The sequence below is a fragment of the Arthrobacter sp. HLT1-20 genome (assembly GCF_054510895.1).
The window spans coordinates 1-25453 of sequence record NZ_JBTNDR010000035.1; the positions used below are offsets into that span (position 1 = coordinate 1).

Sequence of the window (25453 nt, forward strand, 5' to 3'; positions counted from 1 at the left end):
GGGGGGGGAGGGGCGGGGGGGGGGGTGGGAAAAAGGGGGGGGGACCAAGGCGTTTTTTGGGCTCCCCCTTTGTTTGGCACGCCCTCGGCGCGTCGGGGCCGGGGCGCTACTGTCCGTAGACAGCCTTGCGCGCCGCAACGTACCGCCCGCGCACCACGGCGCCCCAGTCGCCGTCGGGCGTGAACGACTCCTCGATCCGGCGGCCCCACACCGGAAGCTCCCCGGTCGCAGCCCAGGCAGCCTGCCGCGCGGCGCCAAGCGCCACATATTCCTGCGGCTCGGGCACCTCAACGGGCACCCCAAACACCGCGGCGGCCGCCTCCCGCAGGGCGCGCGACTTCGCGCCGCCGCCAATGAGCAGCACCCGCTCCACCGGCACCCCAAAGGAAGCCATCGAATCCAACGCGTCGGCCAGGGAGTTCAGCACGGCGAGCACGCAGGCCCGCGCCATGTTGTCGGGCGTCATGTTGGCCCGCGTCATCCCCACCAGGGTGCCGGTGGCGTCAGGCAGGTTGGGTGTGCGCTCGCCGTCGAGGTAGGGCAGCAGCACCAGCCCGCCGGCGTCGGGCGCGGCGGCCTGTGCCAGCCGGTCAAACTCCGCCAGGTCCACGTCCAGCATGGCCGCCCCGGCCACCATCACCCGGGCCGCATTGATCGTGGCCAGCAGCGGCAGGTGCCGGCCCGTCGCGTCGGCAAAACCTGCCAGCTGCCCGGAGACGTCGCGCACGGGCGCCTCGGTCACGGCAAACACCGTCCCGGAGGTGCCGATCGAGACAACAATGTCCCCCGGCGCCAGTTCCAGTCCGAGCGCCGCCCCCGCGTTGTCCCCCATGCCGGCGCCGACGACGGCGGCACTTGCGCCCCAGCGCGGCAGCAGTTGTCCGGCACTTGCGTTGGGCGCAAGGACCTCCGGCAGGGCGGGCACGCTGCCAAAGAACTGCTCGAGCAGCTCCGGCCGGTACGCATCGGAGCGCGGATCAAAATACGCCGTGCCCGACGCGTCGCTGCGGTCCGTGCTCCAGGCGCCGCTGAGCTGGAGGTTCAGCCAGTCGTGCGGCAGCCCCACGGCCTTCAGCCGGGCAGCCGCGTCGGGCCGGTTCCGGGCCAGCCAGGCCAGCTTGGTCAGCGTGAAGGAAGCCACGGGGAGCACATTCACGGCGTCCACCCAGGCGTCGGCGCCGAGTTCGGCCACCATGGCCCCGGCCTCGCCTGCGCTGCGGACGTCGTTCCACAGCAGGGCGTCGTGGACTGGCTCATTGTTCGCGTCAACGGCCACCATGCCGTGCTGCTGGGCAGCAACGGCCACGGCGGCAACGCGGTCACCGAGTGCGTCTATCCCGGCCGCCCGCCAGGCGTCCTCCAACGCCGATGTCCAGCACCCGGGGTCGATCGACGTCCCGTCCGGGTGGGCTGCCGAGCCGGCAGACAGCTGCGCTCCCGTGGCCAGGTCAACGGCCACCACCTTGCATGACTGGGTGGAGGAATCGATGCCCACCACCACGTCGGCGCGAGCCAAGCCGCCGCTCATGCGCGCGTCTCCGTTCGGCCGGCGTGCGCCTGCAGTTCCACGGCCAGCTGTTCATCAGCCACCAGGGTGTGCACAATCCCGGCGGCAATGCAGGCCCTGACGGCGTCTGCGCGCACGGCGCCTTGCGCCACAGCCAACACTTTGGGGGTGCGCTGCAACTGGTCAACCGTGACGGAGAGGATTCTTGTGTCAAGTTCGGCCGGCACGGCTTTCCCGTGGGCGGAGATCAGCCGCCCGGAACATTCGGCAACAGCACCCTTGTCGATCCCGTCCTGGCGCACTGCGTTGTCCACCCGGTCCCAAACGGTGGACAGGTTGGGCGCCCAGGCGCCAATGGCCACAATGGCCAAGTCCAGTGAGTCCGCCATGCGCATGGCGTCGGCAATTTCCGGCTGGCGGCGCAGTCCCGAAGCCGTGGCGGCACTGTCCACCACCAACGGCGCCCACAGGGGCCACGTCCGGCCGCCACCCACGCGCCCCAGGCGCTGGATGAGGTCCAGGGGGTTGCCGCCGCCGGGCACGGGCAGGGCCCCGGCAAGCTGGACAATGTTGCACTTGGGCAGTCCGGTGACATGCCGGGCGGCGAGGTCCAGGGTTCGCGACCATGAGATGCCCACGGTCATCCCCGTTCGGGCTTCCCGCATGAGCTCGTTGGCGACCGCGTGGGCCTGCAGGTCGCGTTGCTCAAATTCGTCGTCAACAGTCTTGACCACCACAACCCGACGCAGCCCCAGGGCTGCTGCGAGCGCCTCGGCGTCGACTGCCACCTGGCCGCCGGGGCGGCGGATTTCGATGTGAACGATTCCTGCCGCCCGCGCTTCGTCAAGGAATCTGGCCACCTGAAACCGGGAAATGCCGTGTTCCGTGGCAATTTCAACCTTTGACTGATTGTCCAGGTAATAGGCCTGCCCAATGCGGGCAAGCAGCTCCTCATGCGAAATCTCCGGCACTGTGCGCCTTCCTAAACAGAAACATTTGAGCGTCAGCTCTTGCTCAAATGAGTATATATGACTAGAGTCACTTAACAAATGAGCAAGATCATTTTCTCAAACGAGCAACCAGATTGAGAGTGACCAATGAAGTTCCCCCCATTCCGTGCCTCGAAGGCACGCCGGAGCCGAGGCGCAACGCGCGGCGCCAGTTGGCTGGCTGTTGCCGCCACGGCCGCGCTTGCCCTTAGCGGTTGCGCACCCGCCGGCCCCGCCAAGGAAACCCTTGTGGTGGCCATCGTGGCCAACCCCCAGATGAAGGACGCAATCTCCCTTCAGGACGACTTCACCGCCAAACACCCCAACGTCAACGTCAAGTTCGTGACACTGCCCGAGAATGAGGCCCGCGCCAAGATCACGGCCTCGGTGGCCACCGGCGGCGGCGAGTTCGACGTCGTCATGATTTCCAACTACGAGACCGAAATGTGGGCCAAGAATGGTTGGATCGAGAATCTCCAGCCTCTCGCGGACGCCACGGCCGGCTACGACACCGACGATTTCATCCCCACCATCAAGGATGCCCTGAGCTACCAGGACAACATGTACTCGGTGCCCTTCTACGGTGAATCCTCCTTCCTGGTGTACCGCGAAGACTTGTTCAAACAGGCCGGGATCACCATGCCGGAGAACCCCACGTGGGAAGAAATCGGCGCCATCGCCCGCAAGCTCAATGACCCGGCCAAGGATTTTGCCGGCATCTGCCTGCGCGGGCTGGCCGGCTGGGGCGAGGTCATGGCCCCGCTCAGCACGGTCATCAACACCTACGGCGGCCAATGGTTCGACACGGACTGGAACGCCAAGCTGGACACCCCGGAGGTCAAGTCGGCGGTCACCGACTACGTTGACCTGCTCAACGACGCCGGCCAGCCGGGCGCCGCAACCAGCGGCTACGGCGACTGCATCACCCGCTACAGCCAGGGCCAGGCTGCCATGTGGTACGACGCCACAGCCATGGTTTCCAGCATTGAAGACCCCGCGTCCTCACTGGTTGCCGGCAAGTCCAAGTACGCCCCGGCACCCGTGAAGAACACGAAGTCGGCCGGCTGGCTGTACAGCTGGTCATTGGCCATCCCGACCACGAGCGAACACAAGGACGCCGCCTGGGACTTCGTTTCCTGGATGACCAACAAGGACTACATCAAGCTCGTCGGCGAGAAGATCGGCTGGGAACGGGTGCCGCCGGGCAGCCGCAAATCCACCTACGAAATCCCCGAATACGCCGCCGTCGCCAAGGCCTATGCCAAGCCAACCCTTGACGCCATGTACAGCGCCAAGCAGGAGACGTCCATGGTCAACCCGGTCCCCTACCCGGGACTGCAGTTTGTGGCCATCCCCGAATTCCAGGACCTGGGCACCCGGGTCAGCCAGCAGATCTCGGCAGCCATTGCCGGGCAAAAAACTGTTGACGAAGCTTTGAAGCAGTCCCAGCAGTACGCCGAACCCGTCGCAAAGTCATACCAAGAAGGAGGCAAATAGTGGCTACCACCATGGTTGACCGTCACAACCTCAAGCAGCACAAACGCAAGTCCACCCAGGACGGCCCGGGCATGTCCAAGGCCGAAGCCTGGCGCCGCCGCGGCCCGCTGCTGCCGGCCTTGATTTTCACCATTGTCATTACGCAGCTGCCGTTCCTTGTCACCATCTGGTACTCGCTGCGGAACTGGAACCTGCTCCGTCCCGACGGCAACCAGTTCAACGGCCTGCAAAACTATGTGGACATCTTCATGGACTCCACGTTCCGCAGTTCCGCCCTGAACAGCATTGTCATCACCCTGGGCTGCGTGTTCTTTGCCATGGTTTTGGGCATCATCTTTGCCCTGCTGCTGGACCGCAAGTTCCGCGGCCAGGGCGTTGTGCGCACCATGCTCATCACGCCGTTTTTGATCATGCCCGTTGCCGGCGCCACGCTGTGGAGCATCTCCATGCTGAACCCGAGCTTCGGCCTGGTGAACTGGGTCATCTCCCTGGTGGGCATCCCGCCCGTGGACTGGACGGCCCAGCACCCCATCGTCTCCATCCTCATGGCGCTGGTGTGGCAGTGGACCCCGTTCACCATGCTGCTGGTGCTGGCCGGGCTGCAGTCCCAACCCAAGGACGTGCTGGAGGCCGCGCAGATCGACGGCGCCGGCTGGACCAAGACGTTCTTCTGGGTCACGCTGCCCCAATTGCGCCGCTACATTGAGCTGGGCGTGCTGCTGGGCACCATTTATGTGGTCAACACCTTCGACCAGATCTACCTCATGACTGCCGGCGGGCCTGGCACCGCCAGCGCCAACCTGCCGTTTTACATCTACCAGCGGGCCTTCCTGGGCTTCGACATTGGCCAGGCGGCCGCGATGGGGGTTGTGGTTGTCATCGCCACCATTGTCATTGCCACCTTCGCCCTGCGCCTGATCTTCCGCAGCTTTGACGCAAAGGACTAAGCCGTGACCACAACCATCACTCCCCCCGCCCCCCTGTCCCCGGCCAAGAAATCCGCCGAGCGGAAATCCCGTGAAGCACGACGGCGTTTCTCCGGTTCCGCCCTCACCACAGTCACGTGGCTGCTCGCCTTTGTGTTCTTTGCACCGGTGATCTGGCTTGTCATGACGGCGTTCAAGCCCGAATCCGCCGCGGCGTCCAACCCGCCCGTGTTCTTCTTCACCCCCACGTTTGAACAGTTCGAGGCGGTGCTCAGCAACGGCGCCGGCGCCTACTTCCTCAATTCGCTCATCGCCACGGGCGTCTCCACCGTTCTTGTGGTGCTGCTGGCCGTGCCGGCGGCCTATGCCGTGAGCATCCGGCCGGTGAAGAAGACCCAGGACGTGCTGTTCTTCTTCATCTCCACCAAAATGCTTCCCGTGGTTGCCGTCATCATGCCCATCTATGTGATCGCCGGGCAGCTGAAGGTTCTTGACAACATTGGAACGCTGATTGTCCTGTACACGGCCATGAACCTGCCCATCGCGGTATGGATGATGCGCTCCTTCTTCCAGGAAGTCCCCGGCGAGGTCCTCGAGGCTGCCGCCATGGACGGTGCCGGGCTGATCAAGACCCTGCGCACCATCCTGATTCCCATGGTCACCCCCGGCCTGGCCGCAACGGCGCTGATCTGCGTGATCTTTGCCTGGAACGAGTTCTTCTTCGCCCTGAACCTCACGGCCGCCAACGCAGCCACCGTGCCTGTCTTCCTTGTCTCGCAGATGACCAGCGAGGGCCTGTTCCTGGCCAAGCTGTCGGCGGCCTCCGTGCTGGCTTCGCTGCCGGTTGTCATTGCCGGCTGGGTGGCACAGAAGCAGCTGGTTCGCGGACTTTCGATGGGTGCGGTGAAATAAACAATGGCTGGTCAACTTTCATCAGCAGACCGCTCCCTGCCTGATTCCATGAACGTTTCGGTGCTGGTCCGCCGGGGCGAGCTGCGCACCGAGCAACGGTCGGTTCCCGCCCCGGGCCCGGGCGAGGTCCTGGTGCGGATCACCTCGGTGGGGGTGTGCGGCTCGGACACCCACTACTTCAAGGAAGGCCGCATCGGCCCCTACGTGGTGGACGCGCCACTGGTTCTTGGCCACGAACCTGCCGGAGTCATTGTGGCCCTGGGCGCCGGTGTCACGGACCGCTCCGTGGGACAGCGTGTTTCACTGGAGCCGGGCATCCCCGATCCGCTGTCCACACAGGCATTGGCCGGCTGTTACAACCTGGATCCCGGGGTGAGGTTCTTTGCAACACCTCCCATTGACGGCGTGTTTTCCGAGTACGCGGTCCACCCCGGCGCGTTTTGCCATCCGGTCCCGGACTCCGTTTCCGACAACGCCGCTGCCCTGCTTGAACCGTTGAGCGTGGCGCTGGCGGCCCGTTCGGCCGGCAAGATCCAGCTTGGCGATGCCGTACTGGTTGCCGGTGCCGGCCCCATTGGCCTGCTCATCGCCAAGGTGGCGCAATTGGCCGGCGCCACGGTTACCTTGACGGATGTGCGGGCGGAGCGCCTGGCCCCGGCCAAAACATACGGCGCTGCGCATACTTTCACGGCTGGCGAGCAGCCGCCCGTGGAGCCCGTCTTTGACGTGTTCATTGACGCAACGGGCGCCGAACAGGCCATCCTGGGCGGCTTGGCCCGGCTGGCTCCGCGCGGGCGCTGCGTCCTGGTCGGCATGGGCGCCGACACCATCGCCCTGCCGGTGCCATTGGTGCAGGGCCGCGAGCTCGTCATCACGGGAACATTCCGTTATGCGAATACATGGCCCACGGCCATTGCCCTGGCCGCCTCCGGGCAGATCGACCTTGACGGCCTTGTCACCTCAACCCATGGCCTGCAGGACGTGGAATCCGCCCTGACGGCAGGGTCCAATCCAGGGGCACTGAAGGCAGTGGTCCACCCCTAACAACGCCGCTCAGCCGCCGGCCACCGACTGAATAACCATCAGTTCCTGGCCGGCGGCTGCCTGCGTTTGCAGCCCGGAAAGCCGCCGAATGTCCTCACCGTCCAGGTAAATGTTGACGTACCTGCGCTGCGCCCCCGTCTCGTCCCGCAGCCTCCTGGTGAACTTGGGAAATTGCGCGCCAATGACGTCCAGCAGCTGCGCCACGGTAGCGCCGTCGCCAACGTCCAGGCTCAGCGTCTCGTGTCCACCCACCATGGTTTGCAGCAGGCGTGGCACCAGCACCGTCACTTCACCGGCCATGATGGCGGCCCTAAAGTTCGACGGCGGCGGCACGGACACACAGGACGTCCGGCAGGTGCGTGAGGACTTCGGCAAAGTGTTCGCCCTCGTTGGCACTGGCGTATACCGAACCGCCGCGGGTGCCAAAGTACATGCCCGCCGGCTCCACATTGTCCACGGCAGCAGCATCCCTGAGCACCACGTTGTAGTCGGGCTCCGCAATGCCCTGCGCCAAACGCTGCCAGGACGCCCCGCCGTCGTCCGTCTTGTGGACGGCCAGCCGGCCACCCGGCGGAATCCGCTCCCCGTCCGCCATGATGGGCACAACCCAGGCAGTCCCGGAACGGCTGGGATGGGTCAGCATGGTGAAGCCAAAGTCCGTGGGCAGGCCCTCGGCAATGGAATTCCAGGTGTCCCCGGCGTCGTCGCTGCGGTAGACCCCGTGATGGTTTTGCGCGTACAAAGTGTCCGGAGTGTTGGGGTCGCGGGCAATCTTGTGCACGCACTGGCCGAATTCGGGCTGCGGATCGGGCATGAAGTACGCCGAAATTCCCTTGTTCCGCGCCACCCAGGTCTCCCCCGCGTCGGTGCTCCGGTAGACACCGCCGGTGCTCATGGCCACATGGATCGTGTTGGGATCGCCGGGGCTGGGCAGGACAGTATGCGCCGCGGCCCCGCCAAATCCGGCACCCCATTCGGTGCGGTGCGGATGGTCCCAGAGGCCCCGGTTGAGCTCAAAATGCTCCCCGCCGTCGGTGGATTTCCACACTGAAATGGGTTCACACCCGGCCCACACCACACCGGGCCTGTCCTCGCTGTCCGGCTGGATCTGCCAGACACGCTCCAACGCGGATTCGGTGTCAGCCGGGAAGGTGATGGCGCCGTGGTCCGGCTCCTGCCAGGTGGCGCCAAAATCGTCGGAATGAGCGACCGTTGGCCCCCAATGTTCACTGCGCAGGCCCACCATGATTCTGGTCTTGCCGCCACGGGTGTCAATTCCGATGCTGGGAATCTCCTGCATCAGAAAATGCGGACCGGTAAAGGTGAAGTTTGACCTGTCCGCACTGGTGCCCAGCCACAACCCTTTCTTGGTCCCCACGGCCAGCAACATGGTGATTGGCTGGTCCTGAGGTTGTGCATCCTGCGAATTCGACTGCGCTCCATTGCTCGTCATGGGTTAAATTCGACCACCCCTGCACCCGGGCAACAAGAGTTACTCATTAGTAACTTAGGATTCCGCACACCCAATCACGCATCCGCCCCGCCCCTGCCCGCAGCACCCTTGCCCCGAAAGAACCCGCAGCCGGGCGGTCCCAATACCCCCTGGGGGTACTTGACACATACCCTATGGGGGTATAAATTGAAGTCATGACAACCACCGAAACAGAACACGCCGGCCCGCACGGCTACAGCGAGGAAAAACAGGCCTATCTGCGCCGCCTCAAGCGCGCGGAGGGCCAGGTCCGTGGCATCGCGCGCATGGTTGAGGAGGACAAATACTGCATTGACATCCTCACCCAGATGGCCGCCGTCAACAAGGCACTGCACGCCGTGAGCATCGGCCTCCTCGAGGACCACATTGCCCATTGCGTGGTCAATGCCGCCAATGAATCCCAGGAATCGGGCAACCCGGAGATCGTCTCCGAAAAGGTTGCAGAGGCCACCGCCGCCATTTCACGCCTACTCAGGAGCTAACTGCCATGAACACCACAACCATCAACGTTTCAGGCATGACCTGCGGGCACTGCGTCAGCTCCGTCACGGAAGAACTCACCGAACTCAAGGGCGTGGAGACCGTGTCCGTGGACCTCAACGAAGGCGGCATCTCGGAAGTCACCATCACCTCCACCCTGACCCTTGACCCCGCAGAAATCAGTGAAGCAATTGCCGAGGCCGGCTACCTCATGGTCGCCAACAACGCCTAACCCACCACCAAGTTAAGGAGCGCCATGAGCGCCTCAGATCTTTTGTCCCAAACCGCCACACCCGGCCCCCGCATGGTCGAGCTCGACATCGAAGGCATGACCTGTGCCTCGTGCGTCAGCCGGGTTGAACGCAAGTTGGGCAAACTCGAAGGCGTCAGCGCTTCCGTGAACCTCCCGCTGGAAACAGCCCAGGTCACGGTCCCCGCCGGCATTTCCAACCAGCAAATCATCGACACCGTTAACGCCACCGGCTATAAAGCCCGGCTAAAGAATGTCCCCGTCACCCGGCACGACGCCGGGACTCACGGCACGCACGACCCCCACCAGGGTATGGATCACGGCACCGGGCACCAGGGCATGGATCACGGCACCGGGCATGACGGTGCGGCTCACGACCATATGGCGCACGGCGGCACCGCCGCAACGCTGCGTCCCCGCCTGATCCTGGCCGCCGTTCTCACCATCCCGGTGTTCCTGATCTCCATGTTCCCGGCCCTGCAATTCCCGCACTGGGGCTGGGTGGTGGGCGCCCTGACCCTGCCGGTGGTCACGTGGTCGGCCTGGCCCTTCCACCGTGCCGCGGTCATCAATGCCCGGCATTTTGCCTCCACCATGGACACCCTGGTCTCCATTGGCGTCAGCGCGGCGTTCCTGTTCTCCGCTGTCACCATGATCATGGATCCCCTGCTCACGGCACACGGCGCACACATGGCCGGGCACGCACCCCTGTACTTTGAGGTCTCGGCCGTGGTGGTGACGTTCCTGCTCTTGGGCCGCTACCTGGAAGCCAAGGCGAAGGCCAAGGCCGGCGATGCCCTCAAAGCGTTGCTGAGCTTGGGTGCCAAGGAAGCCACTGTCCTGCGCGACGGCGTCGAGGTCAAGATCCCCGCGGCAGACCTCGCTGTGGATGAGATCTTCGTAGTCCGCCCCGGCGAAAAGATCGCCACGGACGGCGTCATCACTGCTGGCAGCTCGGCCGTGGACACCTCGCTCATCACGGGCGAGTCGCTGCCCGTAGACGTCACAGTGGATGACGCCGTCACGGGCGCCACCATCAACACCTCCGGCCGGCTGTTGGTGCGGGCCACCCGCGTTGGCGCCGAGACAACGCTGGCCCAGATGGGCAAGCTGGTCAGCGCCGCACAGGCCGGGAAGGCTCCCATCGCCCGCTTGGCGGACAGGATCAGCGCCGTGTTCGTGCCGATCGTGCTGGTCATCGCAGTGCTCACCTTTGCCTTGTGGCTCATCCTCAGCGGTGACATCCAGGCCGCCTTCACCGCCGCCGTCGCTGTTTTGATCATCGCCTGCCCCTGCGCCCTGGGGCTGGCCACACCCGTTGGCTTGCTGACCGGAACCGGCCGGGCCGCCCAGCTGGGCATCCTCATCAAGGGCCCGCAGGTCCTGGAAGACACCCGCACGGTGGACACCATCTTGTTGGATAAGACCGGCACCGTCACCGAGGGCAAGTTGAGCGTGGTCGACGTCGTGCCCCTCACCCAGGTGCCGCCAGCCGACGTTCTCCGCCTGGCCGGGGCCGTGGAGTCGCACAGCGAACACCCCATTGCCCTCGCCATTGCCGAGCGTGCCCGCACCAAGGGCGGCTTGCCCGACGTGGAAGATTTCACCTCCGCCCCCGGCGGCGGCGTGCGTGCGGTAATCGAAGGCCGCACGGTGTTGGCCGGCAGGGCAGGATGGCTGGAGGAAAACGGCGTCGAACTATCCGAACCCGACAAGGCAGCCCTGGTGACGCAGCAACAGCGCGGCACCACCGCCATCTGGGTGGCCGTGGATGGTAAGGCCGCAGGCTTGATTGCCCTGCAGGACACCATCAAGGCCGGTTCGGCTGAGGCCATTGCCAGGCTCAAGGAACTGGGCTTGCGGCCCATCCTGCTCACCGGCGACAACGCCGCCGTTGCAGCCCAGGTGGCGGCAGCGGTGGGGATTGCGCCCGAGGATGTGTTTGCCGATGTCCTGCCCCAGGGCAAGGTGGATGCTGTCAAGAGGTTGCAGGCCGCCGGGGCCACGGTGGCCATGGCGGGCGACGGCGTCAATGACGCAGCTGCCCTGGCGCAGGCCGATCTTGGCATCGCGATGGGCTCGGGTACCGATGTTGCCATTGAGGCGGCGGACCTGACAGTCATGGGCAATGATCTGGGCCAGGTGGCCACGGCCATTGCCCTGTCACGGAAGACGCTCGGAACCATCAAGACGAACCTGTTCTGGGCATTCTTCTACAACGCGATTGGCATCCCCGTGGCAGCGCTGGGCTTGCTGAACCCCATGATCGCCGGCGCCGCCATGGCTGCCAGCTCGGTGCTGGTGGTGGCGAACTCACTGCGGTTGCGCCGCTTTGGCAAGTAGGCCGTACGCAGGTAGCTAGGCACAAAAGGAGGTCCGGCGGGCAACCCGCCGGACCTCCTTTTGTGCCAGGGGTCAGCTAGTCCCGCGTAGTCCCCGCTCCGGCATCCGCCGGTTCAAGGTCCACAGCGTAGCCGCCGCCGCGCTTGAACGGCCCGCGCAACTCGTCAAGGCGCACCATGACCACACCGAACATGATGAACAACCCGCCCATCAACTGGATCACCCGGGGCAGCTCGCCCAGCAGGATCCACGCCCAAATGACGGCAAAGAGCACCTCGAACAGTGCCACAAAGGAGGCTACCTTGGAGCCCAACCCGCGCGTGGCAATAATTCCCACCACATAGGCAAACACGGTTGTCACCAGCACCAGGCCCAGAACCGGCACAAACCAGGGCACCTGATTGCCCGCGAACACCACGTCACTGGTGGTGTAGGCCAGCGGCATCACACCCACCAACCCCATACCAATGATCGCTGCGGCACCCACGGCCATGCCGCCACCGGCCATCAGGATGGGGGGCACATTGTCATCGGCGCGGGCTGACATGACAAAGTAAAACGCCGAACATACGGCCGCGGCAAGGCCCCAGAGGATGCCTTCAACGCTGACCTGCTGACTGCCGGCAAGATCGAGCACCAAGACCAGGCCGCCCATGGCACTCGCGGCACCCACAATGGTGAGAATGCGTGGACGCTGGCGGGTCATGAGCCAAGCCCAGCCCACCAAGAGCACCGGAGAAAGGTATTCCAGCAGCAGGGCCACGCCCACGGAAAGGTGCGCCACGGCGTTGAAGAAGAACAGTTGGCACAAGGCTATGGGGACTATGCCGTAGATGGCTATGCGCAGCAGCGATCCTTTCACCGCATGCCAGTGCCGCACCAGGGTGATGATGACGGGAATGAGCAGGACAGCGGCGGCCCCGCCAATCCGGATGGCTACGGCCGCGCCCGGGGACCAGCCGGCGTCGAACAGGGACTTGGCAAAGGAGCCGGACAGGGCAAACGCCGCGGCCGACACAAAGGCCAGCGCCAGCGCCGGTGAGGCCACGTGCGTTCTGGCTGCGGTGGCGGGCAGAACGGCTGTGTTCTTGGAAGTAGGCATGGGAGCATCCGTATGTCAGGAGTGTAAGGCGTTAGACTAATGACATTACGCCCACCAATTGTCAGGAGTCAACATGGTCTTTACTAATGACACGGAAGTGGCTTTGCAGTCGGCCGCCAATCTGATCAACACGGCACCCGCAACGGTCGGCTCCGACGGCATCGTCACGGGGGACGACACCCTCGTGAGCGTGGATGATTTGGACGCCTTTGTTGCGGCGGAGCAATTTACGGGTTCGCGCGAGCATTCGGCCGCCGAGGTCACGGCGGTGCGTGCCATGCGCAGCGAACTGCGGGTCATCTTTACCGCAGATGAGGACACGGCCGTGGCCATGGCCAACGCACTCCTGGCCCGCGCCCAGGCACTGCCGCAACTGGTCAAGCACGACCAATGGGATTGGCACCTACACGCAACAGCACCGGCGGCTCCCCTAGCCCAACGCATGGGGGTTGAAGCGGCCATGGCCCTAGTGGATGTAATCCGCGCCAAGGAGTTGGGCCGGCTGAAAGTCTGCGCCGCCCCGGACTGCCAGGCCGTGCTAATCGACCTGTCAAAGAACAGGTCCCGGCGATATTGCGATACCGGCAACTGCGGCAACCGCGCCCACGTGGCCGCCTACCGGCGTCGCAAATCAGCTCAAAAATAGAGCGAACGTACAGTTGATGCCGATGTTCCTGGGGAACATCGGCATCAACTGTACGTTCGAGCTGCGGGGCGGGGCAGCTTACTTCATGGTTCCTGCAGACACCGAGCCCTGGAGCTGGCGCTGGAAGAGGATGTACATGATCAAAACGGGAACAACCACAATGATGGCTGCTGCGAACAGTGAACCAAAGTCCACCGCGTAACCCTGCTGGCCGGCGAAGGCCGCAATACCCTGGGACAGAACGTAGTTCTTTGGATTGGTATTGATGGCCACGGGGATCAGGTACTGGTTCCACAAACCCAGGAAGTTGAAGATGGCGACCGACGCCATGCCCGGCTTGGCCATAGGCAACATGATCTGGAAGAACGTGCGCCATTCGCCGGCACCGTCGATCTGTGCAGCTTCGGCAATTTCGCTCGGCAGAGCCTTGAAGAAGGAGAACAGGAAGAACACGGTGAACGGAAGTGCGAACGCAACGTAGACAATGATCAAACCCGGCAAGGTGTTCAGCAGGCCCAGGTTCTTCAAGATGAAGAACAAGGGCACAATCGCCAGGAAGATCGGGAACGTCAGGCCTGCGAGCATCAGGTAGTAGATGGCACGCGAACCCGGGAACACAAAACGGGCCAAAACATAGGCGCACATGGCACCCAGCACCATCACAATGACGAGCGCAGCGCCCACCACAATCACAGTGTTGAAGAAGTACGATCCGATTCCGGCAGTGTTCCATGCGTTGACGTAGTTCTGGAACTGCCAGTCCGCGGGCAGGGAGAACGGTGAGGCAAAGATCTCCGACGTTGTCTTGAACGAGGAAAGCAGGGTCCAACCCAGGGGCACCAGCACCAGCAGGGACCACAGGGCCAGCATGGTGTGCGAAACACCCGCTACAACCTTGTCGCCCTTGGTCTCCTGGGACTTGCGCTCAACATGCCCGTGGGCTGTCCGCTTGTTCTTAGCAATATTCAAAGCCATTATTCAGACACATCCTTGCTGCCACCGGTCCAACGGTTCACCAGGAATACCAGTGCCGAGAAGATCAAAGTAATTACTGCCAAAACAACACCCATGGCACAGGCCAGGCCAAACTGGCCCTTGGAGAATGCCGTGGTGAACAGCTTCTGGGACATGACCAAGGTGGAATTCTCAGGCCCACCAGTGGAGTTCAAGATGGACATGTACACAAATGCGTCCAACGCCAGGATGCCCATGTAAACGTAGGCCGTCTGGATGTTGTCACGGATCAGTGGGATGGTGATGTTCATGGCTGTGCGGAAGCGGCCGGCGCCGTCGATGCGGGCGGCTTCAAAGGTTTCGGCAGGAATGCCCTTGATGGCTGCGATGAACAAGATCATGTAGAAGCCAACAAAGCCCCACACAATCACAACCATGGAGGCGATCATGGCCGTCCGGGAGTCGCCAAGCCAGGGGTAGTCTTTAAAACCATCCAGGCCAATACCCGTCAGGATGCCGTTCAACAAACCGTTATCCGGGTTGAAGATCTGCGACCAGATAATGCCAATGACGACGGCGGGGATCACGTAGGGGAAGAAGGAGACAATGCGGTAGAAACCGGCACCCTTCAGGCCCTTGATCTGTCCGCGACTGCTGCCGCCAATGGTGACCAACGTTGCCAGCACCAAGGCCAGGATCACTGTGATGACGGGCAGGAAGATGGACAGGACAATGCTGTTTCGCACAGACAACATGAAGATGTCGTCATTGAAAAGCTTGACATAGTTGCCTAGTCCTACGAACGGCATGTTGTTGTCGAAGCCGCTCCAGCTGGTCATCGAGTAGTACACCGCCTGGACAAACGGCGAGATCACGAAGACCAGATAGATCACCAGCGGCAGTCCCAAAAAGACTGCCATGAAGCTGACCTTATCGAATGTCAATTTTTTCCGGCGCCGCCGGGCGGTGGCGACAACGCCACCGCCTGACTGCACGTCGTTTGTTACTTGTGTCACTTCACTTCAATCTTCTTGACCGAATCGTCCTTGGCAACCTTGTCGGTGATGGACTGCAGTGCCTTGGTGAGGCCGGCAACATCAAGTTTACCGTCCAGGAAGGAGTTCCACGGGACCAGCATGTCGGCGTTCATGCCGTACAGGTCGATGAAGTTCCAGGTGAAGATGTCCTTGCCAGCAGCATCCAGCAACGTGGTCTGGGAGACCAGCGCGGTGGAGCCGAAGCCGTCGGCGGGAACGGTGCCCTTGACAACTGTCGGAGCCAACTTGGTCTTGGCGAAGTTGGTTGCAGCTTCCTTGGAGAGCATGGTGCGCAGCAATTCCTTGCCTGCGGCAGCATTGGCACCCTTGGTGGGAACAATGAAGGGCTCGCCGGCTGCGGAGTGCAGACCCGTCTGAGCAATCTTCGGGCTGGCGGAAACAACAGGAACAGCGGCACCTGTCATCTTGAAGTCAGCCTTGGTCTGGTCCTTCATTTCGTTCTCGATCCAAGAACCTGAAGGGTAGAGCAGCGCATCCTGGTTGTTGCTCCACTGTGCCTGGGCGGCGGTGAAGACGGTGCCGGAGCCGCCGGGCTTGATGTAGCCAGCCTTGACAACCTTCTCCATTGCGGTGAAAACGGCCTGAACTGCGGGCTGTGACCAGGCGTCGGGCTTCAGGTTTTCAAGGTTCAAGCGAACTTCATCGCCGCCTTCCTTGATGGCTGATGCGATAGCCATTTCCTGGTAGTACGTGGCAGCTTCCTTGCCCCATACAAACAGGTACTTGCCCTTTTCCTTGGCCTTTGCGCCGAGCTCAAGAGCCTCGTCCCACGTGGTGGGAACCTTCCAGCTGTTGGCGTCGAACAGTGACTTGGAGTACCACATTGCGTAAACGGTGAGTACGTAGTTGATGGCGGCAACCTTGCCATCGAACGTACCCGGAGCCAAAACGCCGTCGTACAGGGTGTCAGCAATCTTGGTGCCCTCGAGGTTGTTCGACTCGGTGACGCTCTTGAGGTCTTCGAGCTGATCCAAGATGGTGCTAAAGCCGATGGCCTTGGCGCCGGAGTTGTCAATCAAGTCCGGAGGCGTGCCACCGACGAAGCGGGGCTGCAGTTCCTGGGCGATGTCAGTGGACGGGCTGATCTTGACTTCCATGTTCGGGAAGTTCTTCTTGACGATCGCGCCAGCGAACTCGACGTAGTCGATGCCGTAGCCACCCTTGAAGATGACGGCGTCAAGAATGCCCTTGTCGGCAACGCCGAACGGGTTCTTGGCGTCGACGGTGCCGCCGGGGGCGGCGGACGTTGCGGCCGGGGTGCCGCCACCTGCACAGGAAGCCAAGGCTCCGCCCAAGGGCAAGAGCACGGCGGTGGCCAGGGCGCCGCGGAGGAATCCACGACGCTGCAGCGGCTTATTCTGAATACTCATTCTATGTACTGCCTTCCATTGATGGTACGAACGCTAAATCGGTACTGCTTTGTACTTTTTTAGTACTGGCACTGCATTTCAAACGGCTGACTTCACGCGCTGTAGCGATCTTCTTCTACGTAGCTATTGGAATCACGCCTCACGCCTGAGCCGGCCAACGTACTGGCCCACCAGTGCGGTATTGTGCTCGTCCCCGCCCGGGATATTTGCCGAAACATAGATGGGCGGTTTCTTCCCCGCACGGACCAGGCATTGCACCGTCTCGATGGTCAGCAGCTGCGCAATATATGCAGCCGTGATCGATGAGACGGCACCAACACCTCCTCCGCCGGAAACTTCTAGGGTTGTATCGCCGTACGGCGCCCTGTTATCGATAACAATATCTGCAATCTCACTGAGACGCATCCCACTTGGGTGTTTTGTGTCGACGGCATTTGTGTGTTCCAGGCTCGTGACGGCAATCACCTTGTGGCCCCGCGCCTTGGCAGCCAAGGCCAAGCCCACAATGGAGCCGTTCACGCCGGAGTTGGATGCAATGATGAATATGTCACGGGGGTCAACCAGTGAAAGGTTGAACAGCTCCTCCGCAACGCCCGTGTCACGTTCCAGCACCGAACCTTCCAGCGAGTCCAACACGGCAACGTCACGGTCACCATGGAGCACCAGGTCGCGCAGAGCAATCTTGCTTGTGGGGATCAGACCACCGGCGCGGCCGGCAATTTCCATGGCGAACGCCTCGGAGTGCCCCGTGCCAAAGGCCTGGATCACCCCACCATTGGCCAGCGTGCTGGCCAATGCCTGGGCAGCTTCGCTAACACCGCCAGCAAGCGCCCATGCCGTAATGACCTCAAGCCGCGAAGAAACTTCCAAGCTAAAACTTGTAATGGGATCAGTAATGATCCTCACCCCTTCCGGTGTTGCGCTGGCTCCTGTGCGTGCCCAGTTCAAGTCGCGCAGCCCTGGTGGGGCGGCGGTGCGGGGACACGGCCATGGCGGAGGCCGCCAGCTTCGAGGTGGTCTGGGCAAAATTCACCTGGGCCACCAGTAAGTAGATCAAATCAAGGACCAGCAGCTGCACGTGCTTGGCGGAGAGGTCATCCGGCTGCAGGAATTGCTCGTGCACCGAGGTGATAATGGAGGCATCTGCACTCTCAGCCAGGGGAGACCCGGGGTTGTTGCTCAATGCCACCGTCAGCGCACCAGCTTCACCAGCTTCACGCAGCATTTGCAGCGTCTCTTCGGTGCGACCGGTGTTGGAAATGCCAATGGCCACGGAGTTGGTGTCCTGGATGGCTGCGCTGGTCAGACCGGCATGAACCTCTGACCAGTGATGGGCGTTAATCCCAATCCGGTACAGGCGCGACTGCAACTCCTTGGCCATGACAGCGCTGCCGCCAATGCCGTAAATGTCCACATGGTTACTCATCGCAATGCGCCGGGCAATCTTGTTCATCAACGCCAAATCCATGACGGCCGCGGTCTCCTCGAGCGAACGCGTATGGGCGTTCACCAGGGTACTGAGGACATCACGCGGAGAATCATCGGGGCCAAAGGCCCGGCCAATATCCGCTTTCCAGGATTCCCTCGCGTCGCTGCGGCCCAAATCCGAGGCAATGCTGACCCGGAACGGGACGTAGCCGGCGTAGCCAAGCAAGCGGCAAAACCGCGTCACGGTGGCCGGGGACGTTTTTGTTTGCTCCGCAAGTTCCATGATGGACAGTTCCAACGGCGCCTGCGGGTGCTCCAAAAGATACGTTCCGATTTTTGCCATGGCGGCCGGCATGTCAGGTAGTTTTGCCTGAATGCGGTTCACGACGCCGGCAGCTGTTACTGCTGCGGGAGTTGGCGTGAAGGCTGACATGTGAAAATCCGTTTCTTTTAGGTGATTACATAATGAAAACTATTATCACCGTGGATGTAAGTCAAGTCACACCTAGACACAGAATGGTAACGATGCATAATTTCCTCGCAATTGACGCCGGCGGAACCTCCACGAGGGCCGTCTTTCTTGACGCCACAGGGCGGTGCCTGGGGTACGGCACGGCGGGGGGAGGAAACCCGGTATCACGCGGATTTGAGCCTGCTTTGGACGCACTCACCGGCGCCTCCGAGAAGGCGCTTGGCGGTGACCCTTCACCCCTTGCCAAGGCACTGGTGGCAATGGCTGGCGCATCCCTTGAACTACCGACACATTTGTTCCGGGAACGGTTTATTACGCTAGGACTGGCCGGAGAGGTAGTGATTGAATCTGATCTATTAGCGGCGTTTTACTCTGGAAGCTATCAGGACAATGGCTGCGCTTTGATAGCTGGTACCGGAGCCGTGGCCGCCCGCATCGCGGACTCCCGCCTTGCCGCGGTGGCCGACGGCACTGGCTGGCTATTGGGTGATGAGGGGTCCGGTTTTTGGCTGGGGCGCCAGGTGGCGCGGGCAGTGGCGGCAGCCCTTGACGGTCGAGGTGCGCCCACAGCCCTGACGGAACTGGTTTTAGCGGACCTGGGCATCACCCTTGATCCCAGCCAGCGCACCCAGGGCCGGCTACGCGCCCAGCAACAACTGATTTTCAAGGTCTACGAGAGCAGTGCGATCGAGCTTTCCCGGTTTGCCCCGCTGGTATTTGCCGTGGGGGCGGACCCCGTGGCCACTGACATCATAGAGCGGGCGGCCGACGCCTTGGCCCGGACCCTTTTGGCGGTTGCCCCGGGCGCGGCCGAACCCCTGGTTTTTGGCGGCAGCGTGCTGACCAAGGGTGGCACCGTGGCTGCAGCCGTGGCCGCTCGATTGGTGCAGCCAAAACCACCAATTTTGGTCCAGGACGGCGTGGTGGGGGCCGCAGTCCTAGTACTCAAGCGCCATGGCGTTGTGGTTGATGCGGCAGTGTTCGCGCGCATTCAGGAAAGCCTGGCTGCCCTGCGGAGCTAGCGACGCCGGAGCTAGCGGGGCGCCGGAGCTAGCGGGGCGCCGGAGGGGCTAGTGTGCTGTGGTGTCGCCGTCGTCGGTGGAATCGGTGGGCCCGCCAGCGTCGGTGTCGCGCGCCTCGGCGGCACGGGCTGCGGTTTCGGCACGCGCCTGCTTGAGCCTGTCGGAGGACTTGCGGTTCACACCCAGGCCTTCGCTGAGGTAGTCGTCATTTTCCTTGTGACCCATGACCAGCAGGGAGGCGATCAGCAGTGTTGCAATGAACGCGATGCCAAAGGCAATGCCGCCCAGATCCCAACGGAGGCCGTTCTTTGTGCCGCCAGCCGAAACCACCAGTGTCACGATTCCCGCCACAGCCCCCATCGCGAAGGAGAAGCTGAGGGGAAACTTGATGGAGTTGCCCGAGTTTGGGTTCGCCGGCTCTGAACTGCCCACAATTGATCCTTTGGCTTGGTTGGTGTTGCGCGCACCACGCGTTTCTACGCAAAGTAGAACATTTGACTTCTAGTTTACTGGCCTTTTGCCGTATGGCCGTCATGGCGCAAAGTGAGGGCCGACAAGGCCCACAGGGCACCCGTCATCAGGGCACCGCCACCGGCAACACCCAACAGCGCATGGGGCCCCGCCACGGCAAAGAACGGAAGCAGGATTCCGGTGCCCAGGCCCAAGGCTCCGGAAATGAGCCAGTCGTTGCCCAGGGCCGGTTTGACTCGAGCCGGTCCGGCCGGCCGGAAGAGGGCAGCGAAAAGTTCGGCACCACCCATGACCGCGAGCGCAGCACCGCCCAGTACGGCCGCCACTAGGGCGCTGGCCGAGATGGCCACCACCACGCCGCTGACTGCCAGCAGACCCGCAGCACCAAGGAGCACAAGCCTGCGGGCGTCATTGCGGGGCAAGGAAAGAGTGCGCACGCTCAAGTACTGAGCGGCGGCTGCGGCGAGGAAATAGGCGCCCAGGGCCAGGCACAGGCCCAAGGTGCCCGGTGCGCCCCAAAACACTGTTGTGAGGCCAAAGGCCAGGGTGACAAGGGCGCGCAGTAGTACCGCTCGCCAGAGGAGGGGCGCGTTGGCCACGCCTATGTTGGCGCTGGCAGATTGGGGAAGGGCAGTTTCACTCACCCACCAATTCTAGCCGCGGCGAGCGGGCACACCGACCTGCATCCAACGTCCGGTCCTGGCGCGCAAGCCAAGGGTCAGGCCCCGGGCCCCCATGTAGCCAAGACTAAATGCCATCCATACCCAGAGCAGCCCCGGAACTGTGTCTCCTTGGCCCAGTTGGGCCACCCAGGACAACAAGGGAAGGTAGACCACCAGATTCGCCATGCCTGCCAGTGCTAGGTAGCGGGCATCGCCAGCCCCAATGAGAACACCGTCAAGCACAAACACATAGCCTGCCAGGGGCTGCCCCACGGCCATGACCAGAAGTGCGGCGGCCAGGGCAGCATGGACGTTGGTGTCAGTGGTGAATATCCATCCCACAAATCCGGAGACCGCCCACAGTGCCAAGCCTGTAAGCACCCCGAATCCCACACCCCACCGGGTCATGGTCCGCGTCAAGACGCGCACCTGCGCAATGTTGCCGGCGCCAAGTTCCTTGCCGATGAGCGCCTGGGCAGCAATGGCCAGTGCATCCAGGGCAAAGGCGAGAAAAGCGAAAATAGTCATGGCCAGCTGAAGCGCGGCCAGGTTGTTGGGCCCCTGCGCCGTCACCACCACCACTGTGGCCAGAATGGCCACCCGCAGTGACACGGTGCGCAGCATGAGCCAACTGCCCACCCGGGAGACGGCTTTCACCCCAGCCCAGTCGGGGCGCAGCCCCACATGGTGGCGGCGTGCGGCCCGGACCACAATGACCAGATACACCGCTGCCATGCCCCACTGTGCAATGACAGTGCCGGCGGCGGCTCCGCCCACTGACAATTCGAACCCGTAGACCAAAACAAAGTTCATGACGATGTTGACGGCGAAGCCGGCCGTGGCCACCAGCAAGGGGGTCTTGGTGTCCTGCAGCCCTCTCAGGACACCCATCGCCGCCATGACCAGAAGCATGGCGGGGATCCCGGCCAGGCTGACCATGAGGTATTGCTGTGCGTACACAAACACCTCCCCGCGGGCTCCCATGGCGTCCAGCAGTCCGCCGCCGGCGAATATGCCAACCGCGGCAAGAACCACCCCCAGAATGGCGGCCAGCCACAGTCCGTCCCGGCCCACCGCGAGGGCTTGGGCGTGCTTTCCGGCCCCCAGAAGGCGAGCCACGGCAGGGGTGGTGGAGTATGCCAGGAACACCATAAGTCCCACGGCAGTCTGCAGAACTGTGGCAGCCAACCCCACACCGGCCAATTGCGCAACACCCAGATGCCCCACAATGGCTGAATCGGCCAAAAGGAACAGTGGCTCGGCAATGAGCGCACCGAAGGCCGGAATGGCCAGCCCTCGAATGGCCCTTGCGGTGGAACGGCGGTTCGCTGTGGGATCCACCGGCGGGGTCACGGTATTAGGCATCCTTCAACAGTATCGGCCCGGCGGGTCCTTGCAGTTCCGCCATGAGGACCTGCAAGGTCGTGATGACCTGCGCAACACCCGCCCGCTCCATGGCCTCGGGCCTAGTCAAAATGTCTATCCGCCGTCCCAGCCGCGGCTCACGCAGTGGAACCACCACAAGGTGGGGAAAATGTTTGCGTTTGATGGTGTATCGGGGCATCAGGCTCACGCAATCGCCGCGTTCCACCAGGGAGGCCGCCACAAAGAATTCATTGATGCGGTGGGCCACAACTGCCTCCTCCCCCGCCAGGGTGCCTATCATTTCGATGGCTCCTGCCAGGGGGAACCCCTTGTGAACTGATACCCACCGTTCCCCGCGCAGGTCTGTGGGCTGCACCTCCGTCAGCGAGGCCAGCCTGTGACCGGCACTGACGGCTATGTCTAATGGTTCATAGGCCAAGGGCGTCACCTGGACCCACCCGGGCCATGGCTCACTATTAGGCATCCTGTGGGCGATCACCACGTCATGCTCAGCCGTCAAGGCGGCAAAATCCTGCTGGGCCACGTCCGCATCAAAAAGGTGCAGCTGTGGCCCACCGTTGGCCAGCAGGGTCTGTTCCAGGTCGCCAAAGAAGGCCAGCCCCGCGCTATGGAACGCTGCAACGGTGAGCGATTCCGCCGTATTCTCCCTAAAGACGTCCACGGCGGCATCGGCCCTAGCCAGGGCAATTTCCACGTCAACGCCGGCCCTGCACAGGGCCAGGCCGGCCGGGGTGAGGGCGGTGCGCCTGCCCGCCTTGTAGGTCAGTGCCGTGCCCGCCGCTCGTTGCAGCGCGCTGAGCTGCTGGGACACGGACGACGCCGTGACGTGCAGTGCCAGCGCAGCGGCGGCAATGCTTCCCCTCGCCTGAACTTCACGCAGAGCCCGCAGCTGTCCCAATTCCATAAGTTCAAACTAATGCATTGGGGGCCAAAATTCCTCTTGCTGTTATGGTTTCCGGCTTTGAGTATTGAATATGTGGAAATAATCTGGAACCGCCTGCGCGTGGACGTGTCACTGCTCGCCGTCGCCATGGTGTGGGGCAGCAGCTATCTGGTGACTAAGGATCTCAGCAGCACAGCAAGCGTCCCTGCACTGTTGGGTTGGCGTTTCCTGGTGGCAGCGGCGGCCCTGGGCCTGCTGTGGCTGTGGCGTGTGCGGCGCATTCCCGGCCGTGCCGAGGCCGGGACGGGTGTGCTGCTCGGGTTCACCCAGGCGGCTGTGCTGTTCCTGGAAACTTTTGGTGTGGCCCGGACGCAGGCCAGCACGGCCGGGTTGATCATTTCCCTGACGGTGATTTTCACGCCGTTGCTTGATGCCGCGGCGGCGCGGCGATGGCTGCCGCCGCGGTACTTTGCAGCCGCCGCTGTCTCCATCGTGGGTGTTGCCCTGCTGACAACAGATGCCGGCTTTCGCAGCCCCCAACTGGGTGATCTGCTGATGCTGGCCGCCGCCTTGGTCCGCGCAATCCATGTGAGCCTGCTGGGAACATTGACGGCTAACAAGCCATACAGTTCCATCACGGTGACCCTCATCCAGTCAGCGGTGTGCGCCCTCCTCGGCATTGCGCTGGATCCGGGCGGAATGGTCACCTCAGCTATTAACTTCTCCCCCACCGCCTGGCTGAGCGTCTTCTACCTGGGGCTGGCGTGCAGCGTCTTTGCGTTCCTCATACAGCTCTGGGCCGTGCGGCACACCTCAGCGTCCCGCGCGAGCCTGCTGATGGGCACCGAACCGCTCTGGGCCCTCTTGCTGGGAGTAGTGGTCGCAGGGGAGTCGCTCGGCTGGCTGGGCGCTTGCGGATGCGTGCTGATCGTCGGGGCATGCTATGCCGGACAAAGGATCGAGGCCCGCTTCCGTGCGGCTGTTGTTGTGGAACCCGGAACCGCCGGGCATCCACAACAACAGCTCAAAACTCCCTGTGGCTAGTAGCCCCCGCCGTTGTCACTGGCCATGTTGGCAAATCGCGAATAATGACCTTGGAAACCCACCACAATGGTTTTGGTGGGTCCGTTACGGTGCTTGGCCACGATCACATCGGCTTCACCGGCGCGGGCAGATTCCTTGTCGTAAATGTCTTCACGGTGCAGCAGAATAACCATGTCCGCATCCTGCTCGATCGAGCCCGATTCACGAAGATCCGAAACCATGGGCTTCTTGTCCGTGCGTTGTTCGGAACCACGGTTTAGCTGCGAGAGGGCCACCACGGGAACTTGGAGTTCCTTGGCCAGCAGCTTCAAGGCACGGGAGAACTCGGAAACTTCCTGCTGGCGGGATTCCACGCGCTTGCCCGAGGACATGAGCTGCAGGTAGTCCAAAATGACCAGCTTCAAGTCATGCTGCTGCTTGAGTCGGCGGCACTTGGCCCGGATCTCCATGAGGGACATGTTGGGTGAATCGTCAATGAAGAGCGGCGCCTCATTCATCTTGCCCATGGTGGTGGCAATCTTGGACCACTGATCGTCCTTGACGGTCCCCTTGCGCAGATCCTGCAGGCTGATGGTGGCCTCGGCGGAGAGCAGGCGCATGGCAATTTCGTTGCGACCCATTTCCAGGGAGAACACCACGGTGGCCATATTGTGGTCAATGGCTGCCGAACGCGCCCAGTCAAGTGCGAACGTAGATTTACCAACGGCCGGCCTCGCGGCAATAACAATCATCTGACCCGGGTGAAGGCCGTTGGTCAGTTCATCAAATTCGTAGAAGCCTGTGGGCACACCCGTCATACCCTCACCCTTGTGCCCGGACGCCTCAATCTCATCCACAGTGGATTCCATGACGTCCTTGAGCAGCACGTAGTCCTCCGTGCTGCGGCGTTCGGCCACAGCAAAGATCTCCGCCTGAGCGGCGTTGACGACGTCCTCAACCTCACCGTCCTGGGCGTAACCCATCTGGACGATCTTGGTGCCCGCCGTGACCAGCCGGCGCAGCACAGCGCGTTCGGCAACAATCTCGGCGTAGAAGCCTGCGTTGGCGGCCGTGGGAACCGACTGGATGAGCTGGTGAAGATAGGCGGCGCCGCCAACTTTGGTAATCTCGGTGCGCTTGGTCAGCTCATCCGAGACGGTGACGGCGTCGGCGGGTTCGCCGCGACCGTAGAGGTCAAGGATGGCCTCATAAATGCTCTCGTGGGCCGGGCGGTAAAAGTCGTTGCCCCGCAATACTTCAACCACGTCGGCAATGGCGTCCTTGGAGAGCATCATGCCACCCAAAACGCTTTGTTCGGCCACCAGATCCTGCGGCGGTGTCCTGGCGAAGTCCGGTTCGCGCGAGGAAGTCTCTGCTTCTCGACTTGCAGCTGACATAACTTGGTGCCCACTTTCTGCCCTGCTGGCCGGGCCTTTCCACCGCGAATTGGCGATGCATTCTTTGGTACTACTCCTCCTTACCAGCTGATACCGACAAAGTTGTCGTTGCAGAGGGGTCATGGGCAACGTTAGACGC

25 protein-coding genes are annotated in these 25453 nt (G+C 62.7%); 10 read left to right on the forward strand and 15 right to left on the reverse strand.

The window, feature by feature from the left end; translation table 11 throughout:
* Nucleotides 1–106: 106 nt before the first annotated feature.
* Together xylB and ACX80Q_RS15355 are read right to left on the reverse strand one after the other, a co-directional pair.
* Entirely contained in the window at nt 107–1528 is a 1422-nt protein-coding gene (gene xylB / locus ACX80Q_RS15350; protein WP_459331402.1) for a xylulokinase, read from the reverse strand.
* Complete coding sequence (locus ACX80Q_RS15355) at nt 1525–2478, reverse strand: sugar-binding transcriptional regulator (RefSeq protein WP_459331403.1); 954 nt, start codon at nt 2476–2478, stop codon at nt 1525–1527. Before ACX80Q_RS15355 ends, xylB begins: the two co-directional genes overlap by 4 nt.
* A 126-nt stretch (nt 2479–2604) precedes the next feature.
* On the opposite strand from ACX80Q_RS15355, the gene ACX80Q_RS15360 reads away from it, so the two are divergent.
* From ACX80Q_RS15360 to ACX80Q_RS15375, 4 genes are all read left to right on the forward strand, one after another.
* Entirely contained in the window at nt 2605–3993 is a 1389-nt protein-coding gene (locus ACX80Q_RS15360) for an ABC transporter substrate-binding protein (protein ID WP_459331404.1), read from the forward strand.
* 71 nt (nt 3994–4064) lie between these two features.
* Entirely contained in the window at nt 4065–4940 is an 876-nt protein-coding gene (locus tag ACX80Q_RS15365; protein ID WP_459331433.1) for a carbohydrate ABC transporter permease, read from the forward strand.
* A 33-nt stretch (nt 4941–4973) separates the two neighbouring features.
* The gene (locus ACX80Q_RS15370) at nt 4974–5831 is read left to right on the forward strand and encodes a carbohydrate ABC transporter permease (RefSeq protein WP_459331434.1); all 858 of its coding nucleotides are present in this window, start codon (nt 4974–4976) and stop codon (nt 5829–5831) included.
* 3 nt (nt 5832–5834) lie between these two features.
* Nucleotides 5835–6875: an NAD(P)-dependent alcohol dehydrogenase gene (locus tag ACX80Q_RS15375; RefSeq protein ID WP_459331405.1), complete on the forward strand. Its 1041-nt coding sequence runs from the start codon at nt 5835–5837 to the stop codon at nt 6873–6875.
* A 9-nt stretch (nt 6876–6884) separates the two neighbouring features.
* Here the strand turns inward: ACX80Q_RS15375 and ACX80Q_RS15380 are convergent, their stop codons facing one another.
* Both ACX80Q_RS15380 and ACX80Q_RS15385 read right to left on the reverse strand, forming a co-directional pair.
* A complete protein-coding gene (locus ACX80Q_RS15380) occupies nt 6885–7175 on the reverse strand; it encodes a MoaD/ThiS family protein (RefSeq protein WP_459331406.1) in 291 nt (96 codons plus the stop codon).
* A 10-nt stretch (nt 7176–7185) separates the two neighbouring features.
* Nucleotides 7186–8265: a WD40/YVTN/BNR-like repeat-containing protein gene (locus ACX80Q_RS15385; RefSeq protein WP_459331435.1), complete on the reverse strand. Its 1080-nt coding sequence runs from the start codon at nt 8263–8265 to the stop codon at nt 7186–7188.
* A 257-nt stretch (nt 8266–8522) separates the two neighbouring features.
* Here ACX80Q_RS15385 and ACX80Q_RS15390 point away from each other — a divergent pair, with 257 nt between their 5' ends.
* From ACX80Q_RS15390 to ACX80Q_RS15400, 3 genes are read left to right on the forward strand one after another with little or no spacing between them, the layout of a single operon-like run.
* On the forward strand, nt 8523–8849 hold the full coding sequence (locus ACX80Q_RS15390) for a metal-sensitive transcriptional regulator (protein ID WP_459331407.1): 327 nt from the start codon (nt 8523–8525) through the stop codon (nt 8847–8849).
* A gap of 5 nt (nt 8850–8854) precedes the next feature.
* Nucleotides 8855–9079, forward strand: a complete 225-nt coding sequence (locus tag ACX80Q_RS15395; protein ID WP_459331408.1) for a heavy-metal-associated domain-containing protein — start codon at nt 8855–8857, stop codon at nt 9077–9079.
* Between the two features lie 24 nt (nt 9080–9103).
* Nucleotides 9104–11440, forward strand: a complete 2337-nt coding sequence (locus tag ACX80Q_RS15400) for a heavy metal translocating P-type ATPase (RefSeq protein ID WP_459331409.1) — start codon at nt 9104–9106, stop codon at nt 11438–11440.
* 76 nt (nt 11441–11516) lie between these two features.
* Here ACX80Q_RS15400 and ACX80Q_RS15405 read toward each other — a convergent pair whose 3' ends face one another.
* Nucleotides 11517–12542 (reverse strand): EamA family transporter, encoded by a 1026-nt coding sequence (locus ACX80Q_RS15405; RefSeq protein WP_459331410.1) that lies wholly within the window; start codon nt 12540–12542, stop codon nt 11517–11519.
* 73 nt (nt 12543–12615) lie between these two features.
* Between ACX80Q_RS15405 and ACX80Q_RS15410 the strand changes: the two genes are divergently transcribed.
* Nucleotides 12616–13188, forward strand: a complete 573-nt coding sequence (locus ACX80Q_RS15410; RefSeq protein ID WP_459331411.1) for a CGNR zinc finger domain-containing protein — start codon at nt 12616–12618, stop codon at nt 13186–13188.
* Between the two features lie 78 nt (nt 13189–13266).
* On the opposite strand, the gene ACX80Q_RS15415 is transcribed toward ACX80Q_RS15410, so the two are convergent.
* The 5 genes from ACX80Q_RS15415 to ACX80Q_RS15435 all read right to left on the reverse strand — a co-directional run bounded on the left by ACX80Q_RS15415 (nt 13267) and on the right by ACX80Q_RS15435 (nt 18431).
* A complete protein-coding gene (locus ACX80Q_RS15415) occupies nt 13267–14058 on the reverse strand; it encodes a carbohydrate ABC transporter permease (protein ID WP_459331436.1) in 792 nt (263 codons plus the stop codon).
* A gap of 104 nt (nt 14059–14162) precedes the next feature.
* On the reverse strand, nt 14163–15062 hold the full coding sequence (locus ACX80Q_RS15420) for a carbohydrate ABC transporter permease (RefSeq protein WP_459331412.1): 900 nt from the start codon (nt 15060–15062) through the stop codon (nt 14163–14165).
* A gap of 92 nt (nt 15063–15154) precedes the next feature.
* Complete coding sequence (gene ngcE, locus ACX80Q_RS15425) at nt 15155–16570, reverse strand: N-acetylglucosamine/diacetylchitobiose ABC transporter substrate-binding protein (protein ID WP_459331413.1); 1416 nt, start codon at nt 16568–16570, stop codon at nt 15155–15157.
* Between the two features lie 132 nt (nt 16571–16702).
* On the reverse strand, nt 16703–17440 hold the full coding sequence (locus tag ACX80Q_RS15430; RefSeq protein WP_459331414.1) for a sugar isomerase domain-containing protein: 738 nt from the start codon (nt 17438–17440) through the stop codon (nt 16703–16705).
* A 19-nt stretch (nt 17441–17459) separates the two neighbouring features.
* Complete coding sequence (locus ACX80Q_RS15435; RefSeq protein WP_459331415.1) at nt 17460–18431, reverse strand: MurR/RpiR family transcriptional regulator; 972 nt, start codon at nt 18429–18431, stop codon at nt 17460–17462.
* Between the two features lie 92 nt (nt 18432–18523).
* Here ACX80Q_RS15435 and ACX80Q_RS15440 point away from each other — a divergent pair, with 92 nt between their 5' ends.
* Nucleotides 18524–19492, forward strand: coding sequence for an N-acetylglucosamine kinase (locus ACX80Q_RS15440; protein WP_459331416.1), 969 nt, complete (start codon nt 18524–18526; stop codon nt 19490–19492).
* Between the two features lie 48 nt (nt 19493–19540).
* Here the strand turns inward: ACX80Q_RS15440 and ACX80Q_RS15445 are convergent, their stop codons facing one another.
* The 4 genes from ACX80Q_RS15445 to ACX80Q_RS15460 all read right to left on the reverse strand — a co-directional run bounded on the left by ACX80Q_RS15445 (nt 19541) and on the right by ACX80Q_RS15460 (nt 22915).
* Entirely contained in the window at nt 19541–19924 is a 384-nt protein-coding gene (locus tag ACX80Q_RS15445) for a hypothetical protein (RefSeq protein WP_459331417.1), read from the reverse strand.
* Nucleotides 19925–19998: 74 nt separating this feature from the next.
* Nucleotides 19999–20607, reverse strand: coding sequence for a hypothetical protein (locus ACX80Q_RS15450; RefSeq protein ID WP_459331418.1), 609 nt, complete (start codon nt 20605–20607; stop codon nt 19999–20001).
* A 9-nt stretch (nt 20608–20616) separates the two neighbouring features.
* The gene (locus ACX80Q_RS15455) at nt 20617–21990 is read right to left on the reverse strand and encodes an MATE family efflux transporter (protein ID WP_459331419.1); all 1374 of its coding nucleotides are present in this window, start codon (nt 21988–21990) and stop codon (nt 20617–20619) included.
* On the reverse strand, nt 21983–22915 hold the full coding sequence (locus tag ACX80Q_RS15460) for a LysR family transcriptional regulator (RefSeq protein ID WP_459331420.1): 933 nt from the start codon (nt 22913–22915) through the stop codon (nt 21983–21985). The genes ACX80Q_RS15455 and ACX80Q_RS15460 overlap by 8 nt, the downstream gene beginning before the upstream one ends.
* Before the next feature lie 57 nt (nt 22916–22972).
* Between ACX80Q_RS15460 and ACX80Q_RS15465 the strand changes: the two genes are divergently transcribed.
* Complete coding sequence (locus ACX80Q_RS15465) at nt 22973–23938, forward strand: DMT family transporter (RefSeq protein ID WP_459331421.1); 966 nt, start codon at nt 22973–22975, stop codon at nt 23936–23938.
* On the opposite strand, the gene dnaB is transcribed toward ACX80Q_RS15465, so the two are convergent.
* Entirely contained in the window at nt 23935–25314 is a 1380-nt protein-coding gene (gene dnaB / locus ACX80Q_RS15470; RefSeq protein ID WP_459331422.1) for a replicative DNA helicase, read from the reverse strand. The two genes, ACX80Q_RS15465 and dnaB, sit on opposite strands and share 4 nt — an antisense overlap.
* Nucleotides 25315–25453: the final 139 nt, after the last annotated feature.